The organism is Roseovarius sp. SK2 (genome assembly GCF_028807495.1).
In the GTDB taxonomy this organism is placed as follows: domain Bacteria; phylum Pseudomonadota; class Alphaproteobacteria; order Rhodobacterales; family Rhodobacteraceae; genus Roseovarius; species Roseovarius confluentis.
Genome location: NZ_JARAMK010000005.1, coordinates 217,691 through 233,396, shown reverse-complemented (window position 1 = coordinate 233,396; position 15,706 = coordinate 217,691). Strand labels below are relative to the sequence as shown.

Genomic DNA, 15,706 nt, shown 5'->3' with positions numbered 1-15,706 from the left:
CGGGGATGTCATGGACGGCACGACCGATCCTGAACACAGCGAATGGGGCCCCTTCGGGCGCCCGCTTTTCGACAAGGACGCGGCCAAGGCGCTCAGCCGCGTGGGCGTGGTCGACGTTGGCTCCAACTCCGTCCGCATGGTCGTGTTCGACGGCGCCGCCCGCAGCCCGGCCTATTTCTACAACGAGAAAATCATGTGCGGCCTCGGCCAGGGCCTGTCGGAAACCGGCCGCCTGAACCCCGAGGGCCGCGAACGCGCGCTGGCCGCCATGAAGCGCTTCGCCCGGCTGGCCGAGAACATGGACACCGGCCCGCTGACCGCCGTGGCCACCGCCGCCGTGCGCGAGGCCACCGACGGCGACGATTTCCGCGACGAGATCAAGCGCGAAACAGGCGTCCACCTCTGGGTCGTCGACGGCCCCGAAGAGGCGCGCCTGTCGGCCCAGGGCGTGCTTCTGGGATGGCCCGGCTCGTATGGCCTTGTCTGCGACATCGGCGGCTCGTCCATGGAACTGGCCGAGATCAACGGCGGACAGGTCGGCAAGCGCCTGACCTCCCGCCTTGGCCCCTTCTCCCTGCAGGAGGTCAAGGGCGGCAAGAAGGCCCGCAAGGCCTATATCAAGGACACGCTGGAGCGCATGCACGACCAGCTGGGTGAGCAGAAGAACCGCCTCTTTCTCGTCGGCGGCTCGTGGCGCGCCATCGCCAAGATCGACATGGAACGCCGCGGCTATCCCCTGCACGTGCTGCACGAATACCGCATGACCCCCAAGGACGTGCGCAAGACCGCCGACTACATCGCCGACAACGACTCCGAAGAGCTCCGCAACCGCGCCGGCGTTTCCTCTCAGCGGATGGCCCTCGTCCCCGACGCCGCGGAGGTGCTGCGCCGCCTGGTCAAGACCTTCGGCCCCCGTGACATCGCCGTGTCCAGCTACGGCATCCGCGAGGGGCTCTTGTACGAACAGATGCCCCAACAGTTGCGCGACCGCGACCCCCTGATCGAGGCCTGCCGCTTTGCCGAGGCCAAGGACGCCCGCCTGCCCGGCTATGGCCGCGCCATCTATCACTTCGTGGAACCGCTCTTTCGTAGTGCCAAGCACGACAAACTGCGCATCATCCGCGCCGCCTGCCTCTTGCACGATGTCAGCTGGCGCTCGCATCCCGACTACCGGGCGCAGGACTGTTTCGACAACGCCACCCGCGCCAACCTGGGCGGGCTCAAGCATTCCGAGCGGGTTTTTCTCGGCCTTGCCCTGATGCACCGCTATTCCAACAAGCGTGATGGCACCCAGTTCGAGAAACTCGCCGAACTTCTGGACGAGCGTGACCAGCACCAGGCCGAAGTTCTGGGCAAGGCCATGCGCTTTGCCGCCATGTTCTGGCTGCGCAAGGACACGCAGCTGGGCGAGCTGACATGGCACCCCAAGAAGAAGCAGCTTGTCCTGCGTCTGACGGAAGAAGCCGTGCCGCTCTACGGCGAGGTGGCGCAGACGCGCCTCGCCTCGCTCGCCGACACGCTTCAGGCCGAATTTGACGTCAAGCTGCTGCGCCCGCGCCGCGCTAAGGCCGTGCCGGGCAAGTCCTAGGACCAATCAAGAGATCAAAGGCGACCCGCCTCAGATCTCGATTTCCTCGTCGGGGTCGATCTCTTGCTCTAGCGGCGTCTTGCGGCGGATGATGATATCGCCGTTCGGCATCATCTCGGGCGCGTGATAATTGCTCAGATCATCGATCTGGCCCATCAGGTCGGCAAAGGCCGGGCCCATCTCCTCGACGAAATTCCGCAGCGCCGGCTGCATGTCCTTCGCCATCCCTTCAAGATCGCGCATCGCCGGCTCCATCTCGCGCATGATGCCTTCCATGAACATCTGCGCCCCGCGCTCCATCAGGGAAAAGCCTTCGTCCTCTTCCTCCTGCGCCAGGGCGGGCGCGGCGGCAAGGCACAACGACAGGGCGGCGATGGGTACGATGCGTTTCATACGCCCAATATAGCGCGTTTGCGTGACGATTTTAAGATGTCAGGTCGATATCCAGCGTGACCGGGAAGTGATCCGACGCCGCCAGCAGCGCATCGCGCAGGTCCGGAACCTTCCAGCAATCGGGGTCCTCGAACGGGTGCCAGATGCGCCATTTCGGTCCCTTCGCCCGCAACCCACTGGAAATCATGATGTAATCCAAGAGCGCCTGAAGGTACCGTCCCTCGTCCTTCAGGTAGAACCGCGCGGTGCTGTTCTGGGCGCCGATCCGCTGGGTCAGCGCCCGTCGTGCGTGCGGATCATAAAGCCTTAAGCCGCCCGCCTCGGCCCCGTCCATGATCACCTCGATCGACGAGCGGCCAAACAGGTTCTCGTATTCATCCAGACCCGGACCGTCATTCAGGTCTCCCAGCAGCATCAGGTGCTCACCTGCCTCCAGATGCGCCCGGACGCGCTTGCGCAGCCACACAGCCTGCGCCTGCTGCTTGCGCCGGTTGGCAATGGACAGCCGCATCACCTCGTCCCGCGTGGTGGCCCCGTGCGGCGCCTTCGACTTCAGATGCGCGCCGATCATGCGAAACCCGAACCCACCCTTCACCTCCACCGCCACTTCCAGCGGCGGCTTGGAGAACGTCACCAGATCCTCCGTCGCGTCGATATCCAGATCGATCCGGAACACGCCGTCGAAGCGCGGCGCCCCACTCGACCCTTTCTTGCCGGTTTCCTCGCCCTTGGGATCATGCCGACAGGTCATCACGTCCGGGTCGTAAAGCAGCGCGATCTCCTGCTGCGTATCATTCACGAACCCCATCAACGCCTTGCGCGCGCGCAGGTCCATCAGCCTCGCAAACGCCTCCAGCGCCGTGACCGTATCGCGCTTGCCATTGCTGTCCGGCGCCTCGATCACCATCACCGCGTCGGCATCCATCGCCGTGAACACCATTCCCAGCGCGGCAAGCTGATCGCCCCGCGTCACACCGTACCGCGCCGAAGGCCCGTCGTCGTCCAGCACCGCATCATGGTCATCGAAAAGCGCGTTGAACCACTCGATGTTATAGGTGGCTAACCGCATCGCTCAGGCCGCCTCGCGCTGGATCTGCTCCCACGCGTCGTTGACGTCGGTCAGGCGCTTTTCGGCCAGCTTGATCGCCTCCTGCGGCACGCCGCGTGCCACCATCCGGTCGGGATGCATCTCGCGCACCTTGTCGCGCCAGACCTTGCGGATCTCGGCCAGCGGCGTGTGGGGCGTGACCCCCAGCACCGCATAGGGATCGGGCCGCGCATCCGGCACGAAGCGGCTTTTCAGCGTGTTGAACTCCCGCTCTGGCAGGCCAAAGATCGTGGCCACCTCCGACAGGAAGATATCCTCGTTCGGATGGTACACCCCGTCCGCCACCGCGATGTGAAACAGCCCTTCCAGCAGATCGTTCAGCGTTGCTGCATCTTCGCCGAACATCGCCTTGATCCGCTTGGCATATTCCTCGAACCCCGCCACGTCCTGCCGCGCGAGGTTGAACACCCTCGCCGCACCCGCCTCGTCGTCGCGGGCGATCTGGAACACCTCGCGGAACGCCGTCACCTCGTCGCGCGTCACCTGCCCGTCCGCCTTGGCCATCTTCGCGCCCAGAGCGATCACGGCAATGGCAAAGGCCACCGTCCGCTCCGGCGGCGTGCGCAACCGGTCGAACACGCTTGTCAGCGGCTCACCACTGGCCAGCGCCGACAGCGCCTCGGATATGCGACTCCAGATTGACATGGCGGCCAACCTAAAGGGCGTGGCCCCCGGGGGACAGGAGTTTCTGCATCAGAACAAGATCGATCCGCCGCCCGAATTTCAGCCCGGCCTGCGGAACGCGCCCCACCTCGACGAAGCCGATCCTGTGGTGAAAGGCAATGCCGCCGTCGTTCTCGGCACTGATCCCGCCGATCAGGGAATGCACGCCGCCCGCGCGGGCATGCTCCTCCAGCGCCGCCATCAGGGTCCGGCCCACCCCGTTGCCCTCCGCGCCGGGGCGCAGCAGCACCGTATGCTCCAGCGTCTCGCGATAGCCCGAGCCGTTGCGGTACGGCCCGTAGGTGGCATAGCCCAGCAACTCGCCCGCGTCCTCGGCCACCAGAAACCCGTGGCCCGCCTCGTCCCGCGTCTTTATGGCCAGCGCCATTTCCAGCATGGTCTTCTCGTCTTCGGTGAAACTGACCGTGGTCTCGCGGATATAGTGATTGACGATCCCCGCCAGCGCCGCCGCGTCGCTGGCCTCCGCCGCCCGGACCTTCATGCCAGCACGCACGCCCCGCGCGGCGTGGTCAACTCCGCCCGCAACGCCGCCGGGCCGGTCTCATAGACGACACGTCCGTCGCTCAACACTGGCCCAAGCGCCGCCTCCAGCGCCTTTGCCTCCGGGTGCGTCACCACCAGCCGGTCCAGCCAACAGCCCGACGCCGGCAACATCTGCGCGGGGTGCTGCGCGCATTGCCATTCGATCACCGCCGGAAACAGGTTGTCCCACGGCAGCCGCCCGTCCTCGGGCACCGCCATCTGCCAGCGCAGGTCGCCCCGCGCCAGCGGCACCGGCACACCCGCCTGCGGAAACCGCGCCACCACCGCGCCAAGATCGGGCGTATTGCAGATCCAGTTCGTCGGCCTCGGCCGCCCCTCGAACCGGTCCAGATCGAACCACCGCGCATAGCCCGGCGCGGGTGCCTCGGGGTCGATCGCGATAACTTCCAGGTAAAGCCCGTCCTCCAACCCAAGCAGCATGTTATGCGTGCCGAAATGCGCGTGCCGCCCCCCGGGCCGCAACGCGATGCCCAAGCTCTCCTCTGCATGGGCACGGCCCTCGTCCAGCGTCTCGGCCGCCACCGCGAAATGATCCAGTTTCAGCATGTTACCCCACCGTAAGCCGCCACAGCACCCAGAGCGCCGCCAGCACTGTCGGATAGAACGTCGCCGCGAACCCGAAGGCCCGCAAGGGCGGCGCCACGTGGTACCCCACCCAGAACGCCACCCGCGCCACGGCAAAGCCGATCCCCAGCGCCAGCACCGTGCCCGCGCCCAGGAAAAAGCCAACCAGCGGCCAGATGCACAAGGCCAGCACCACCTGCTCGACCGTGTTCTGCAACACCCTGGCGTCGATCGCAGCACCGCCCGTCAGCGGCTGCCCGTCGATCGTGTCATCGTCGAAAAACCGCCGCTGCGCCAGCCGTCCGATCATCAGCACAAGCACCACGCCGGGGCCGAACGCAGCCCCCATCAGCGTCGGCTGCATCATCGCCATCGGCACCGGAATCTGGCGCCCGATCCACAACACGGCCACGGCCCAGACAAGCCCCGCTGCCATGCCGACCAGGATCGTGGGCCGCTTTTGCATCAGGCTGCCCGCGCCTCGCGGATCAGCCGCAGGATATCCTGCGCCGCCTCGGGGATGTTGGTGCCGGGGCCGAAAATGGCCTTCACACCCGCCTTGGTCAGGAACTCGTAATCCTGTTGCGGAATGACCCCGCCGCAGATCACGATGATATCGCCCGCATCCTTGTCTTTCAGCGCATCGATCAGCTGCGGCGCCAGCGTCTTGTGCCCTGCCGCCTGGCTGGAAATGCCGATCACGTGCACGTCGTTGTCGATGGCATCCTGCGCCGCCTCGTCCGGCGTCTGGAACAGCGGGCCGACATCCACGTCGAAGCCAATGTCGGCAAAGGCCGTGGCGATCACCTTGGCGCCCCGGTCATGCCCGTCCTGCCCCATCTTGACGACCAGCATCCGGGGCCGACGCCCCTCGTCCTCGGCAAAGGCCTCGACCGATTTCTGGATCGCGGCAAACCCCTCGTCACCCTCGTAGGCCTTGCCGTAGACCCCGGCCAGCGTTTTCACCTCGGCGCGGTGCCGTCCGAATTCCTTTTCCATGGCCATGCTGATTTCCCCCACAGTAGCCCGTGCCCGTGCCGCCTCGACCGCGGCCTCCAGCAGGTTGCCGCCGTCCTTGGCGCGGCGCGTCAGTTCATCCAGTGCTTTCGTGCAGGCGTCCTCGTCACGCTCGGCGCGGATGCGCTCCAGCGCCTCGACCTGCCCCTTGCGCACCTTGACGTTGTCCACGTCCAGGATGTCGATCGGATCTTCCTTGTCCTTGCGGTACTTGTTGACGCCGACGATCACCTCGTCGCCCCGGTCGATCATCGCCTGACGGGTCGCGGCACTTTCCTCGATCCGCAGCTTGGGCATGCCGCTGGCGACGGCCTTGGTCATGCCGCCCATTTCCTCGACCTCTTCCATCAGCTCCCACGCCTTTTCGGCCAGCTCGGCGGTCAGGCTTTCCACGTAATAGGACCCCGCCAGCGGGTCGACCACCGCCGTCACACCGGTCTCTTCCTGCAGGATCAACTGCGTGTTCCGCGCGATCCGCGCGCTGAAATCCGTGGGCAGCGCGATCGCCTCGTCCAGCGCGTTGGTGTGCAGGCTCTGCGTGCCCCCCAGAACTGCGCTCATCGCCTCGTAGGCGGTGCGCACCACGTTGTTGTAGGGGTCCTGTTCCTGCAGGCTGACCCCGCTGGTCTGGCAATGGGTCCGCAGCATCTTCGAGCGGTCGTTCTTCGCCCCGAACTCCGTCATGATCCTGTGCCACAGCAGGCGCGCCGCGCGCAGCTTCGCCGCCTCCATGAAGAAATTCATGCCGATGGCGAAAAAGAACGACAGCCGCCCGGCAAAGCGGTCCACGTCCATCCCCGCCTCGATCGCGGCCTTCACGTATTCGCGCCCGTCCGCCAGCGTATAGGCCAGCTCCTGCACCAGGTTCGCGCCCGCCTCCTGCATGTGATAGCCCGAGATGCTGATCGAGTTGAAACGCGGCATCTCGTTCGCCGTGAACTCGATGATGTCGCTGACGATCCGCATGCTGGGCTCGGGCGGGTAGATATAGGTGTTGCGCACCATGAACTCTTTCAGGATGTCGTTCTGGATGGTGCCCGACAGGGCACTGCGGTCATGCCCCTGTTCCTCGCCCGCGACGATGAAGCTGGCCAGCACGGGGATCACCGCGCCGTTCATCGTCATGCTGACGCTCACCTGGTCCAGCGGGATGCCGTCGAACAGCACCTTCATGTCCTCGACGCTGTCGATGGCCACGCCCGCCTTGCCCACGTCACCCACCACGCGCGGGTGGTCGCTGTCGTATCCACGGTGCGTTGCCAGGTCGAAGGCAACGCTCACGCCCTGCTGCCCGGCCGCAAGGTTGCGGCGGTAGAACGCGTTCGATTCCTCGGCCGTGGAAAAGCCCGCGTATTGCCGGATCGTCCAGGGCCGCCCGGCATACATCGTGGCTTTCACGCCGCGCGTGAACGGCGCTTGCCCGGGGATGGTGCCAAGGTGGTCCATCCCCTCGACATCTTCCTCGGTGTAAAGCGGTTTGACGTCGATCCCCTCAAGGGTCTTCCACGTCAGGTCGTCCAGCGGGCGGCCCTTCAGCTCGCCTTCCGCGATCTTACGCCAATCGTCGGTTTTCGATCCCATCGTCTTGTCCTCTTCGCTTCTGGTCCGGGCGCGGGGTTGTCCCCGTCTTGGCCGGTCCGGTTTCCTCTGTCAGTTGCGCCAATCCTTCCGCCCCGGCACGCAGCCAGAACAGGTCATCGGCATAGGCCTCGCGCATGTCACGCAAGGCGGTGTCGTCGAACGGTTGCCACTTGCCAGGCCCCTCGGGCAGGCGCGCGGGGTCGCCGCCGCGATCCTTCACGATCCGGCGCAACTGGCCCAGGCCGGGGCCCTTGTTCATCCACTCCCGCGCATGGGCGCGCGGCATCGGGCCAAGCCCTGTCATGTGTTCCAGCACCCGCTCGGGCAGGCCACCGAAAATCTCGTAGGGCAGCACGGTCAGCTCGACCTTGGGCAGCGCGCAGGCCGCGTCCAGCACCACGTCGCGCCACAGCCGCGGCGAGGCCGCCAGCCTGTCCAGCGCCGCGCGGTGGGGCACGCGATGCCCCCGCGCCACGCCGTAGGACACGACCGACGCCCAGAAACTCTCGTGGCTGCGGATCGACAGGCAGGCCCGCGTCACCTGGCCGTCAAAGGCGTGGGCGAACCGTGCCAGCCGCTGGCCGATATCGGGATAAAGCCGCCCCTGCCGCAGGCAGCGACGCGGCGCGCCGATCATGTTCTCGTCGCTGATCACCAGCACCCGCGTCCCCGCGCGACGCGCCTTGGCTATATTGATCGCAATGCGGGCACGCGCGCGGTCCAACTGGTCCTGCGGCGGGCGCGGGCTGTCCATTGGCATCACCCCGGTCAGCAGGCCATCGCGCGTCTGTTTCGGGCCCCAGGCGGTGACGCCCATCCGCGACAACGCGGCGCGGTTTTCCGCCAGATAAGCCTGAAATGTCGTGGTAGCCGTGCGGTGGGCCCCGATATGCAGAACAACATCCATGATCACGCGCCTTTCCCGTGCGGCCCGCGATACACGGGCGGTCGACCTTGCGTCGCGCAACCCTGCACCGCGGGACCTGACCACGGGATTAACGGTAAAATTTTCGCGGCCCTGCGGCCAAACGGCCTTCGCTTTCGGCGCCCCGGGCCTTATATCTGGTCGAGCAGGAGGCCAAATGCGCAAGCTGATCGTTCTTTCTTTTCTGGCGCTTACTTCGTTTTCATTCGTCGCGAACAGCGCCCGCGCGACCGATGTATCGCTGAATGACGGGATCATACTTCCCGGCGAAAGCGTCGATTTGAAAGAATTTCTCTGGATAAAGCGCCCCATCGTCGTCTTTGCGGACAACGCCTCGGACCCGCGATACATCGAACAGATGAACTTCATCACCGACCGGCTGGATGATCTGGACCGGCGCGACGTCGTGGTCCTGACAGACACCGACCCGTCCGCCGACAGTGACCTGCGTCGCACGCTGCGCCCGCGCGGCTTCATGCTGGCGCTCATCGGCAAGGACGGCAAGGTCGAGCTGCGCAAACCCGCGCCGTGGAGCGTGCGCGAGCTTTCGCGCGCGATCGACAAGATGCCCATCCGGCAACAGGAAATCCGCGACCGGCTGAGCGGCAACTGATCCCCCGCGCCATTCATGCCCGCTCTCCCGCCGCGACCACCAGAACCCGGTTGGCGCGGTCCATCAGCATCAGCGTGCCCTCGGTCGTCTCATAGGCCAGCACGGTCTCAGGCCGCATCAGAAGGCGGCGGAACTCCACCCCCACCTTGCCCTCCATGCAGGGCCGCGCCTCCAGTCCTGCGCGGCGCATCCCCATGCCAAAGGTGCGCTGCATGTTGACCGCATCGACCATCGCCGCATCCGGCGTCATCTCCGGGTCGTCCAGCGCCGCAACGCCTCGGCGCGGCAATGCGCGCAGCATGTCGGGCACATTGCGCTCCACCGGCACCGCGGCGCCGATATCCGAGCTTACCAGCCGAAACGCCGCCGCGGAACACCGCGCCTTGGACGAAAACGCCAGCGTTTCCCCCAGGCTGAACCACGGCGCCAGCCGCGCCCGCATCGACGTCTCGTCGTCGCGCGTGCAGGCCCCCAGCAGGACCGCGCCCACCATGGCCGCCGGCAGGATATGAGACCCGTGCAGGTTCACCGCGTCATTCGAACTCCATGATCACGTCATCCACCGCCAGGCTGTCACCCGGACCGGCGTTGATCTTGGTCACCAGGGCCTTTTTCTCGGCCCGCAGGATGTTTTCCATCTTCATCGCCTCCACGGTGCACAGCGCCTGGCCTTCCTGCACCTCGTCGCCCTCCGCGACGTTCACGCTGACGATCAGGCCCGGCATCGGGCACAGCAGCATCTTCGATGTATCAGCGGCAAGTTTCTCGGGCATTAACAGCGCCAGTTCCGCCTGCCGGGGCGTGCGCACATGCACCTTCAGATCCGCGCCCCGGTTGCGGATGCGGAACCCGCCCGAAATCTTGCCGACCTTCAGCACCAGCGTCTCGTCATCCACGTTCAGCACCGCCAGCGCGTCGCCCGGCGTCCAGCCGCTGGAGACCCGGTGGCTGCCGCCATCCGCGAAGGTCACCGTCGCGCCGTCGCGATCCGCGTCGATGCTGACCTCGAAACTGATGCCTTGCAGGCTGACGACCCAATCCTCGCCCACGCGGCGCTCGTGGTTGTCCATCCGGCCCGACACCCGCGTGCGCCGGATTTCCGCCACCCGGTGCATCGCAGCACAACTGGCCGCGATCCGCCGCAGCGCCGCTTCCTCCAGTTCCACGCCCTCGAACCCGTCCGGGTACTCCTCGGCGATGAACGCGGTGGTCATGTCGCCCGATACGAACTTGGGGTGGTCCATCACCGCACTCAGGAACGGCAGGTTGTGCCCGATCCCTTCCAGCTCGAAGCTGTCCAGCGCCACGCGCATCGCCTCGATCGCCGCGCCCCGGTCGGGCGCCCAAGTGCACAGCTTGGCGATCATCGGGTCGTAATACATGCTGATCTCGCCGCCCTCATAAACGCCGGTATCATTGCGCACCGCCGTCTCTCCGGCCTCGGCCTCGTCCTGCCACTTGCCCTTGTCCAGCAGCGGCCCAGCCGCCACCTCCACCGGCGGGCGATAGCGAACCAGCCGCCCAATGGAGGGCAGGAAGTTCCGATACGGGTCCTCCGCATAAAGCCGGCTTTCCATCGCCCAGCCCGTCAGCGTGACGTCGTCCTGGTTCAGCGACAGCTTTTCGCCCGCCGCGACGCGGATCATCTGCTCCACCAGGTCCACGCCGGTGATCAGCTCGGTCACCGGGTGTTCCACCTGCAGGCGCGTGTTCATCTCAAGGAAATAGAAGTTCTTGTCGCCGTCGACGATGAACTCCACCGTGCCCGCGCTGGAATAGCCCACCGCATGGGCCAGCGCCACGGCCTGCTCGCCCATCGCCTTGCGGGTTTCGGCGTCCAGGAACGGGCTCGGCGCTTCCTCGATCACCTTCTGGTTCCGCCGCTGGATCGAGCATTCCCGTTCGCCCAGGTAAATCCCGTTGCCGTGGCTGTCGCACAGCACCTGGATCTCGATATGGCGCGGCTGCGTCACGAACTTCTCGATGAACATCCGGTCATCGCCGAAACTCGACGCCGCCTCGTTCTTCGACGCCTGGAAGCCCTCGCGCACTTCCTCGGCATTCCACGCGATCCGCATACCCTTGCCGCCGCCGCCCGCACTGGCCTTCAGCATCACCGGAAAGCCGATCTCTTCCGAGATCTTCAGTGCCTCCTCGGCATCCTCGATCAGGCCCATATGACCGGGCACGGTGTTCACATCCGCCTCGGCGGCGATCTTCTTCGAGGTAATCTTGTCGCCCATCGCCTCGATCGCGCCCTTGGGCGGCCCGATAAAGGCCACGCCCGCGGCCTCCAGCGCCTCGGCGAACTTGGGGTTTTCCGACAGGAAGCCGTACCCCGGATGCACCGCCTCCGCGCCCGTCTGCTTTATGGCCTCCATCACCTTGTCGATGACGATATATGACTCCGAGGCGGGCGGCGGGCCGATATGCACCGCCTCGTCGGCCATCTCCACATGCAGCGCGTGGCGGTCGGCGTCCGAGTAAATCGCCACAGTCGATATGCCCATCTTGCGCGCCGTCTTGATGACCCGGCAGGCGATCTCGCCCCGGTTGGCGATCAGGATTTTCTTGAACATCTCACGTCCCCTTCAGTCTTGCCCGCCCCGGCACGCCCGCCGGTCGGAAGTGATACGAAAAAGACCACCGCCCCGCTGCCGCGAGGGGTGGTCTGATAAAGGTTGAATCGCCCGGAAACCGGGCGCGCTATTCAGGCTACAGGCATTTTTCCGGGTAGACCTGGCAGAACGCCACGTTGCCAGCGGCGCCGACGGCCGCCCCGGTAAGCAGCGATCCCCCCACGACGGCCGCTGCGCCGGTGCCCGCGGCCCCGCCGAAAAGCGCCTGTTCCGGCACGGTGTTGCCGCAGGCCGCAAGCGGGCCCAGAAGCCCCAGAACAAGGAAAGGTTTGACCAACTGCATCGTATATCGCCTCGCGCGCTATGATTATGACTGCGCGCAGTCAATGCCATGGCGGGCCCCGCGTCAAAGCGGTCCTTGCCCCGCCGCCGGATTTGGGCGACCTCCCGCCTACCTTTGCAAACCTCTGACCGTGCAGCAAAAAAGGGCGACCTTTGCAATACTGCAAAAGGCCGCCCATCAGGGGAAGGGTAACGGTTTAGACGGTATGTCTCGGCCCATTGGGGAAAGGCCGCCACTACAGGCTCGAACCTGCACGCAATCGCTCGTTGCGCCAAGCTGGAAATCTCAGCTTGCGGATGATCGGCTGTAATTCGCGTGTATTTCCAAGGCGTCGGCAAAAACGTGCCTAAATAAGGGACCGGAATTGAGCCAATCATTCCCAGCCCCCTCCGTCGAAGGCGTCGGGAAAGGCGCGCTGCGCCGCCGGAACATCCAGAATCAGCAACGCCTCGTAACTCTCCGAATCGAACGGATCTTCCGCCGGCAGCACCTCGCGCCCAAAGAGCCAACTCAGCCGCCCGGCATCCAGGTTGCCCCGCTCGAAGGGCTGATCCCCGAAATTCTCCCACAGCGCGCGGACAAAAGCCGCATCCGCCCGCTTGTCCGCAGGCCGGCGGTCGCGATAGCGTTCGCGCCGCACGATGGCGGTGGCGCCCTTCGGATTGGCGCGGCGAATGGTGAACTGAAAGTCGGAGCCGGGCAGACGCCCGGGAAAACCGCGGTGCTTTATCATGACCCGCCTCCGTCAATGCGAAGGGACCGCCGGATCTCGTCTTGGGTCAGGACAGGCCCAAGGGCCTGCCCCTGTCGTGTGTCCGCGTGCTTACTTGAGCTTGCCGGTGTAGGTCGGCTCGGTCGAGATCGGCTCGGGATCGACCACGACGAATTCTTCTTCTTGCTGCTGCTGGGCGCAGGCTGCCACGAGGGCAACCAGACCAACCGCGAGGACGCTCTTGATGCTGTTCGACATTTTTGTCTCCTGTCTCTGTACTCCAACAGGTGACGCGCATAACGCCCCACCTGCCCCTCGTTCAAGGGATGGGTCACGGGTTTGTAACCGAGTGTGAACATAGCGGAATCCATCCGATTTTCATACGTGGCCGGCGCAATCCCGCCCGCCTGTGTCTGGAAAGCCTCAAACCGGCGAGGGCCTGCGCTTTGACCCGCAAGATATAGTGCTTCCATCAGAACAGCTCCAAGATACAGGCGGCGTCCGCGACCGAGAAGCTCTCGAAAATCTGCGCCACATCGGGGTCGAATTGCCCGAATTGCGAGGGCCTGTCGGCCAGCGAGATCACGATGCGATCCGGGGTCGTTTCGCTCATGTCGATCCGCTCCAGCGCATACCCGTTGCACAGGTATTCCAGGTCGGCGGCCTGGGTCTCGAAATCCTCCGTGCCGGTAAAGCCCTCGGCTATGAAGCGAAAGCGCACCGTCAGCCCCATCGCCGCCTCGCCGGTGATGACCTCCTGCAATTCCGCCTCCAGCCCCGACGGCAGGACAAGGCGCTCCTCCTCTTGCGCCTCGCCCTGCTCTGGGGCGGCCAGCGCGATCAGCGCGGCCAGCGTCCCTGCACATATCCCCTTCATCGCGCCCACCTCGTCCAGCGCGCCACATGGCGCGGATCGGCCAAAAGCGTCGCGATGCTCTCCTCCAGCCGGGCGCGGTCGTGCCGCCCCTCGACCTGCCCGCCCGCGGTCACGGTGACGCCACCGCCGGCCTCGGCAACCCGCACCACCGGCGCAAACCCCCGCACCTGCCGCAAGGCGCGCCACAGGTCCTGCCGCACCTGCTGCGCCAGCGCCAGCTTGCGCACAGGGCCAAAGCGCGCCTCGGCGCTCACGTCGAACCGCACCGGCACCCGCCGCGCCACGGTCACGGCATCCGCCTCACGCAGGATATGAAACCCCTTGCTCATTCTTGCTCGCACCCTCGACCGTCCTCGTAGGGTGGGTGAAAACCCACCATCCGCGCCGCGTGGGCTTTCGCCCACCCTACACCGCCCTCAAAGCGGAATATTGTCGTGCTTCTTCCACGGCAGCTTGCGCTTCTTGTGGCGCAGCGCGGCAAAGGCCCGGCTCACCCGCTTGCGCGTGCTGCGCGGCTGGATCACCTCGTCGATGAACCCCCGCTCGGCGGCCACGAAGGGGTTGGCGAAACGCGCCTCGTAATCCGCCGTGTGCTTGGCGATCTTCTCGTCATCGCCCAGGTCAGCGCGGTGGATGATCTCCGTCGCGCCCTTGGCGCCCATCACCGCGATCTCGGACGTGGGCCAGGCATAGTTGATGTCCCCCCGCAGGTGCTTGGAAGACATCACCACGTAAGCCCCGCCATAGGCCTTGCGCGTGATCACCGTCACCTTCGGCACCGTCGCCTCGCCATAGGCAAACAACAGCTTCGCGCCGTGCTTGATCACCCCGTTATGCTCCTGGCTTGTACCGGGCAAAAAGCCCGGCACATCCACGAAAGTCAGGATCGGGATCTCGAAACAATCGCAGAACCGCACGAACCGCGCCGCCTTGCGGCTGCTGTCGATGTCCAGACACCCGGCCAGCACCATCGGCTGGTTCGCCACGACTCCCACCGTGCGCCCTTCCAGACGAATGAACCCGGTGACCATGTTCTTCGCGAAATCCTCCTGGATCTCGTAGAAATCGCCCTCGTCGGCGATCTTCACGATCAACTCCTTCATGTCGTAGGGCATGTTGGGGTTGTCGGGGATCAGCGTATCCAGGCTGGTCTCGGCGCGGTTCACATCGTCGAAGAACGGGCGCACCGGCACAGGCTCACGGTTGTTCAGCGGCAGGAAGTCCACCAGCCGCCGCACCTCGGCCATCGCCTCCACGTCGTTCTCGAAGGCCGCATCGGCGACCGAGGACTTTTTCGTATGGGTCGAGGCCCCGCCCAGTTCCTCGGCCGTGACCTGCTCGTTGGTGACGGTCTTCACCACGTCGGGGCCGGTCACGAACATGTAGGAACTGTTGCGCACCATGAAGATGAAGTCGGTCATCGCGGGGCTATACACCGCCCCACCCGCGCAGGGCCCGGTGATCACGCTGATCTGCGGCACCACGCCCGACGCCTCGATATTGCGCTGGAACACCTCGCCATAGCCCGCAAGGCTGTCCACGCCTTCCTGGATCCGCGCACCGCCCGAGTCGTTGATGCCGATGACCGGCGCGCCATTCTGCATCGCCATGTCCATGATCTTGCAGATCTTCATTGCGTGCGTATGCGACACCGATCCGCCCAGCACGGTGAAATCCTGGCTGAAGACGTACACCTGACGCCCGTTGATCGTGCCCCAGCCGGTCACCACGCCATCGCCGTAGGGCCGGTTCTTCTCCATCCCGAAATCGGTACAGCGATGGGCGACGAACATGTCGAACTCTTCGAAACTGTCCTCGTCCAGCAGAAGGTCGATCCGCTCCCGCGCGGTCAGCTTGCCCTTCTCGTGCTGGCCGTCGATACGTTTCTGCCCGCCGCCCAGCCGCGCGTTGCCGCGGCGCGTGTCCAGTTCCTGCAGGATATCTTTCATGCTGTCCCCCTCGTTGACTGGCGCGACCCTACTGGTTGCGCGCGGGCCATCCAAGAAAATTTCCGCAAATTTGCCAAATCTGGCGAAGCGGTGCTTGCTAACTTGCAAATCTGCAAATTTACCCTCTTGGCGCCGCTCTCGGATGACACGAAGCCCTCCGAACAATCACCAGCCAACAGAAAACGGAAGGCCACTCCCCAACTGCAGGGCGCACCGACGCCGGACACGAC

Annotated in this window: 18 protein-coding genes; 2 read left to right on the top strand and 16 right to left on the bottom strand. The window is 65.3% G+C overall.

What is annotated here, in order from left to right:
• The first annotated feature begins 10 nt into the window (after positions 1 to 10).
• Positions 11 to 1,588 (top strand): Ppx/GppA family phosphatase, encoded by a 1,578-nt coding sequence (locus tag PVV74_RS12325; RefSeq protein WP_103763932.1) that lies wholly within the window; start codon positions 11 to 13, stop codon positions 1,586 to 1,588.
• A gap of 30 nt (positions 1,589 to 1,618) precedes the next feature.
• On the opposite strand, the gene PVV74_RS12320 is transcribed toward PVV74_RS12325, so the two are convergent.
• The 8 genes from PVV74_RS12320 to PVV74_RS12285 are packed head-to-tail and all read right to left on the bottom strand — an operon-like array spanning position 1,619 to position 8,385.
• On the bottom strand, positions 1,619 to 1,981 hold the full coding sequence (locus tag PVV74_RS12320) for a hypothetical protein (protein WP_103763933.1): 363 nt from the start codon (positions 1,979 to 1,981) through the stop codon (positions 1,619 to 1,621).
• Positions 1,982 to 2,012: 31 nt separating this feature from the next.
• Positions 2,013 to 3,050 (bottom strand): endonuclease/exonuclease/phosphatase family protein, encoded by a 1,038-nt coding sequence (locus PVV74_RS12315; protein WP_274593402.1) that lies wholly within the window; start codon positions 3,048 to 3,050, stop codon positions 2,013 to 2,015.
• 3 nt (positions 3,051 to 3,053) lie between these two features.
• Positions 3,054 to 3,734, bottom strand: coding sequence for a molecular chaperone DjiA (locus PVV74_RS12310; RefSeq protein WP_103764086.1), 681 nt, complete (start codon positions 3,732 to 3,734; stop codon positions 3,054 to 3,056).
• A gap of 10 nt (positions 3,735 to 3,744) precedes the next feature.
• Positions 3,745 to 4,254: a GNAT family N-acetyltransferase gene (locus PVV74_RS12305; protein WP_274593401.1), complete on the bottom strand. Its 510-nt coding sequence runs from the start codon at positions 4,252 to 4,254 to the stop codon at positions 3,745 to 3,747.
• Positions 4,251 to 4,862 carry a VOC family protein gene (locus PVV74_RS12300; protein ID WP_274593400.1) on the bottom strand — a complete coding sequence of 204 codons (612 nt, stop codon included), beginning with the start codon at positions 4,860 to 4,862 and terminating at the stop codon, positions 4,251 to 4,253. The genes PVV74_RS12305 and PVV74_RS12300 overlap by 4 nt, the downstream gene beginning before the upstream one ends.
• A 1-nt stretch (position 4,863) precedes the next feature.
• Positions 4,864 to 5,346: an MAPEG family protein gene (locus tag PVV74_RS12295; protein ID WP_103763937.1), complete on the bottom strand. Its 483-nt coding sequence runs from the start codon at positions 5,344 to 5,346 to the stop codon at positions 4,864 to 4,866.
• Positions 5,346 to 7,478, bottom strand: a complete 2,133-nt coding sequence (gene scpA, locus PVV74_RS12290; protein ID WP_103763938.1) for a methylmalonyl-CoA mutase — start codon at positions 7,476 to 7,478, stop codon at positions 5,346 to 5,348. The genes PVV74_RS12295 and scpA overlap by 1 nt, the downstream gene beginning before the upstream one ends.
• Positions 7,450 to 8,385 carry a hypothetical protein gene (locus PVV74_RS12285; RefSeq protein WP_274593399.1) on the bottom strand — a complete coding sequence of 312 codons (936 nt, stop codon included), beginning with the start codon at positions 8,383 to 8,385 and terminating at the stop codon, positions 7,450 to 7,452. Before PVV74_RS12285 ends, scpA begins: the two co-directional genes overlap by 29 nt.
• Positions 8,386 to 8,560: 175 nt before the next feature.
• Here PVV74_RS12285 and PVV74_RS12280 point away from each other — a divergent pair, with 175 nt between their 5' ends.
• Positions 8,561 to 9,016, top strand: a complete 456-nt coding sequence (locus tag PVV74_RS12280; RefSeq protein WP_103763940.1) for a DUF4174 domain-containing protein — start codon at positions 8,561 to 8,563, stop codon at positions 9,014 to 9,016.
• A 13-nt stretch (positions 9,017 to 9,029) separates the two neighbouring features.
• Here PVV74_RS12280 and PVV74_RS12275 read toward each other — a convergent pair whose 3' ends face one another.
• From PVV74_RS12275 to PVV74_RS12240, 8 genes are all read right to left on the bottom strand, one after another.
• The gene (locus PVV74_RS12275; RefSeq protein ID WP_274593398.1) at positions 9,030 to 9,545 is read right to left on the bottom strand and encodes a hypothetical protein; all 516 of its coding nucleotides are present in this window, start codon (positions 9,543 to 9,545) and stop codon (positions 9,030 to 9,032) included.
• A 4-nt stretch (positions 9,546 to 9,549) separates the two neighbouring features.
• The gene (locus PVV74_RS12270) at positions 9,550 to 11,595 is read right to left on the bottom strand and encodes an acetyl-CoA carboxylase biotin carboxylase subunit (protein ID WP_274593397.1); all 2,046 of its coding nucleotides are present in this window, start codon (positions 11,593 to 11,595) and stop codon (positions 9,550 to 9,552) included.
• A 136-nt stretch (positions 11,596 to 11,731) separates the two neighbouring features.
• Positions 11,732 to 11,938 carry a hypothetical protein gene (locus PVV74_RS12265; RefSeq protein ID WP_103763943.1) on the bottom strand — a complete coding sequence of 69 codons (207 nt, stop codon included), beginning with the start codon at positions 11,936 to 11,938 and terminating at the stop codon, positions 11,732 to 11,734.
• 373 nt (positions 11,939 to 12,311) lie between these two features.
• Entirely contained in the window at positions 12,312 to 12,671 is a 360-nt protein-coding gene (locus PVV74_RS12260) for a hypothetical protein (RefSeq protein ID WP_103763944.1), read from the bottom strand.
• 90 nt (positions 12,672 to 12,761) lie between these two features.
• On the bottom strand, positions 12,762 to 12,908 hold the full coding sequence (locus tag PVV74_RS12255; RefSeq protein WP_170067231.1) for a hypothetical protein: 147 nt from the start codon (positions 12,906 to 12,908) through the stop codon (positions 12,762 to 12,764).
• Between the two features lie 214 nt (positions 12,909 to 13,122).
• Positions 13,123 to 13,527: a DUF6497 family protein gene (locus tag PVV74_RS12250; RefSeq protein ID WP_103764087.1), complete on the bottom strand. Its 405-nt coding sequence runs from the start codon at positions 13,525 to 13,527 to the stop codon at positions 13,123 to 13,125.
• Positions 13,524 to 13,856: a hypothetical protein gene (locus PVV74_RS12245; protein WP_274593396.1), complete on the bottom strand. Its 333-nt coding sequence runs from the start codon at positions 13,854 to 13,856 to the stop codon at positions 13,524 to 13,526. The genes PVV74_RS12250 and PVV74_RS12245 overlap by 4 nt, the downstream gene beginning before the upstream one ends.
• 87 nt (positions 13,857 to 13,943) lie before the next feature.
• Positions 13,944 to 15,476 (bottom strand): acyl-CoA carboxylase subunit beta, encoded by a 1,533-nt coding sequence (locus PVV74_RS12240; RefSeq protein ID WP_274593395.1) that lies wholly within the window; start codon positions 15,474 to 15,476, stop codon positions 13,944 to 13,946.
• Positions 15,477 to 15,706 lie beyond the last annotated feature (230 nt).

Bases quoted from the DNA above. Each gene is read 5' to 3' on its own strand.
- PVV74_RS12325 (WP_103763932.1), top strand. From the start codon at position 11: ATGGACGGCACGACCGATCCTGAACACAGCGAATGGGGCCCCTTCGGG.
- PVV74_RS12320 (WP_103763933.1), bottom strand. From the start codon at position 1,981: ATGAAACGCATCGTACCCATCGCCGCCCTGTCGTTGTGCCTTGCCGCC.
- PVV74_RS12315 (WP_274593402.1), bottom strand. From the start codon at position 3,050: ATGCGGTTAGCCACCTATAACATCGAGTGGTTCAACGCGCTTTTCGAT.
- PVV74_RS12310 (WP_103764086.1), bottom strand. From the start codon at position 3,734: ATGTCAATCTGGAGTCGCATATCCGAGGCGCTGTCGGCGCTGGCCAGT.
- PVV74_RS12305 (WP_274593401.1), bottom strand. From the start codon at position 4,254: ATGAAGGTCCGGGCGGCGGAGGCCAGCGACGCGGCGGCGCTGGCGGGG.
- PVV74_RS12300 (WP_274593400.1), bottom strand. From the start codon at position 4,862: ATGCTGAAACTGGATCATTTCGCGGTGGCGGCCGAGACGCTGGACGAG.
- PVV74_RS12295 (WP_103763937.1), bottom strand. From the start codon at position 5,346: ATGCAAAAGCGGCCCACGATCCTGGTCGGCATGGCAGCGGGGCTTGTC.
- scpA (WP_103763938.1), bottom strand. From the start codon at position 7,478: ATGGGATCGAAAACCGACGATTGGCGTAAGATCGCGGAAGGCGAGCTG.
- PVV74_RS12285 (WP_274593399.1), bottom strand. From the start codon at position 8,385: ATGGATGTTGTTCTGCATATCGGGGCCCACCGCACGGCTACCACGACA.
- PVV74_RS12280 (WP_103763940.1), top strand. From the start codon at position 8,561: ATGCGCAAGCTGATCGTTCTTTCTTTTCTGGCGCTTACTTCGTTTTCA.
- PVV74_RS12270 (WP_274593397.1), bottom strand. From the start codon at position 11,595: ATGTTCAAGAAAATCCTGATCGCCAACCGGGGCGAGATCGCCTGCCGG.
- PVV74_RS12265 (WP_103763943.1), bottom strand. From the start codon at position 11,938: ATGCAGTTGGTCAAACCTTTCCTTGTTCTGGGGCTTCTGGGCCCGCTT.
- PVV74_RS12260 (WP_103763944.1), bottom strand. From the start codon at position 12,671: ATGATAAAGCACCGCGGTTTTCCCGGGCGTCTGCCCGGCTCCGACTTT.
- PVV74_RS12255 (WP_170067231.1), bottom strand. From the start codon at position 12,908: ATGTCGAACAGCATCAAGAGCGTCCTCGCGGTTGGTCTGGTTGCCCTC.
- PVV74_RS12250 (WP_103764087.1), bottom strand. From the start codon at position 13,527: ATGAAGGGGATATGTGCAGGGACGCTGGCCGCGCTGATCGCGCTGGCC.
- PVV74_RS12245 (WP_274593396.1), bottom strand. From the start codon at position 13,856: ATGAGCAAGGGGTTTCATATCCTGCGTGAGGCGGATGCCGTGACCGTG.
- PVV74_RS12240 (WP_274593395.1), bottom strand. From the start codon at position 15,476: ATGAAAGATATCCTGCAGGAACTGGACACGCGCCGCGGCAACGCGCGG.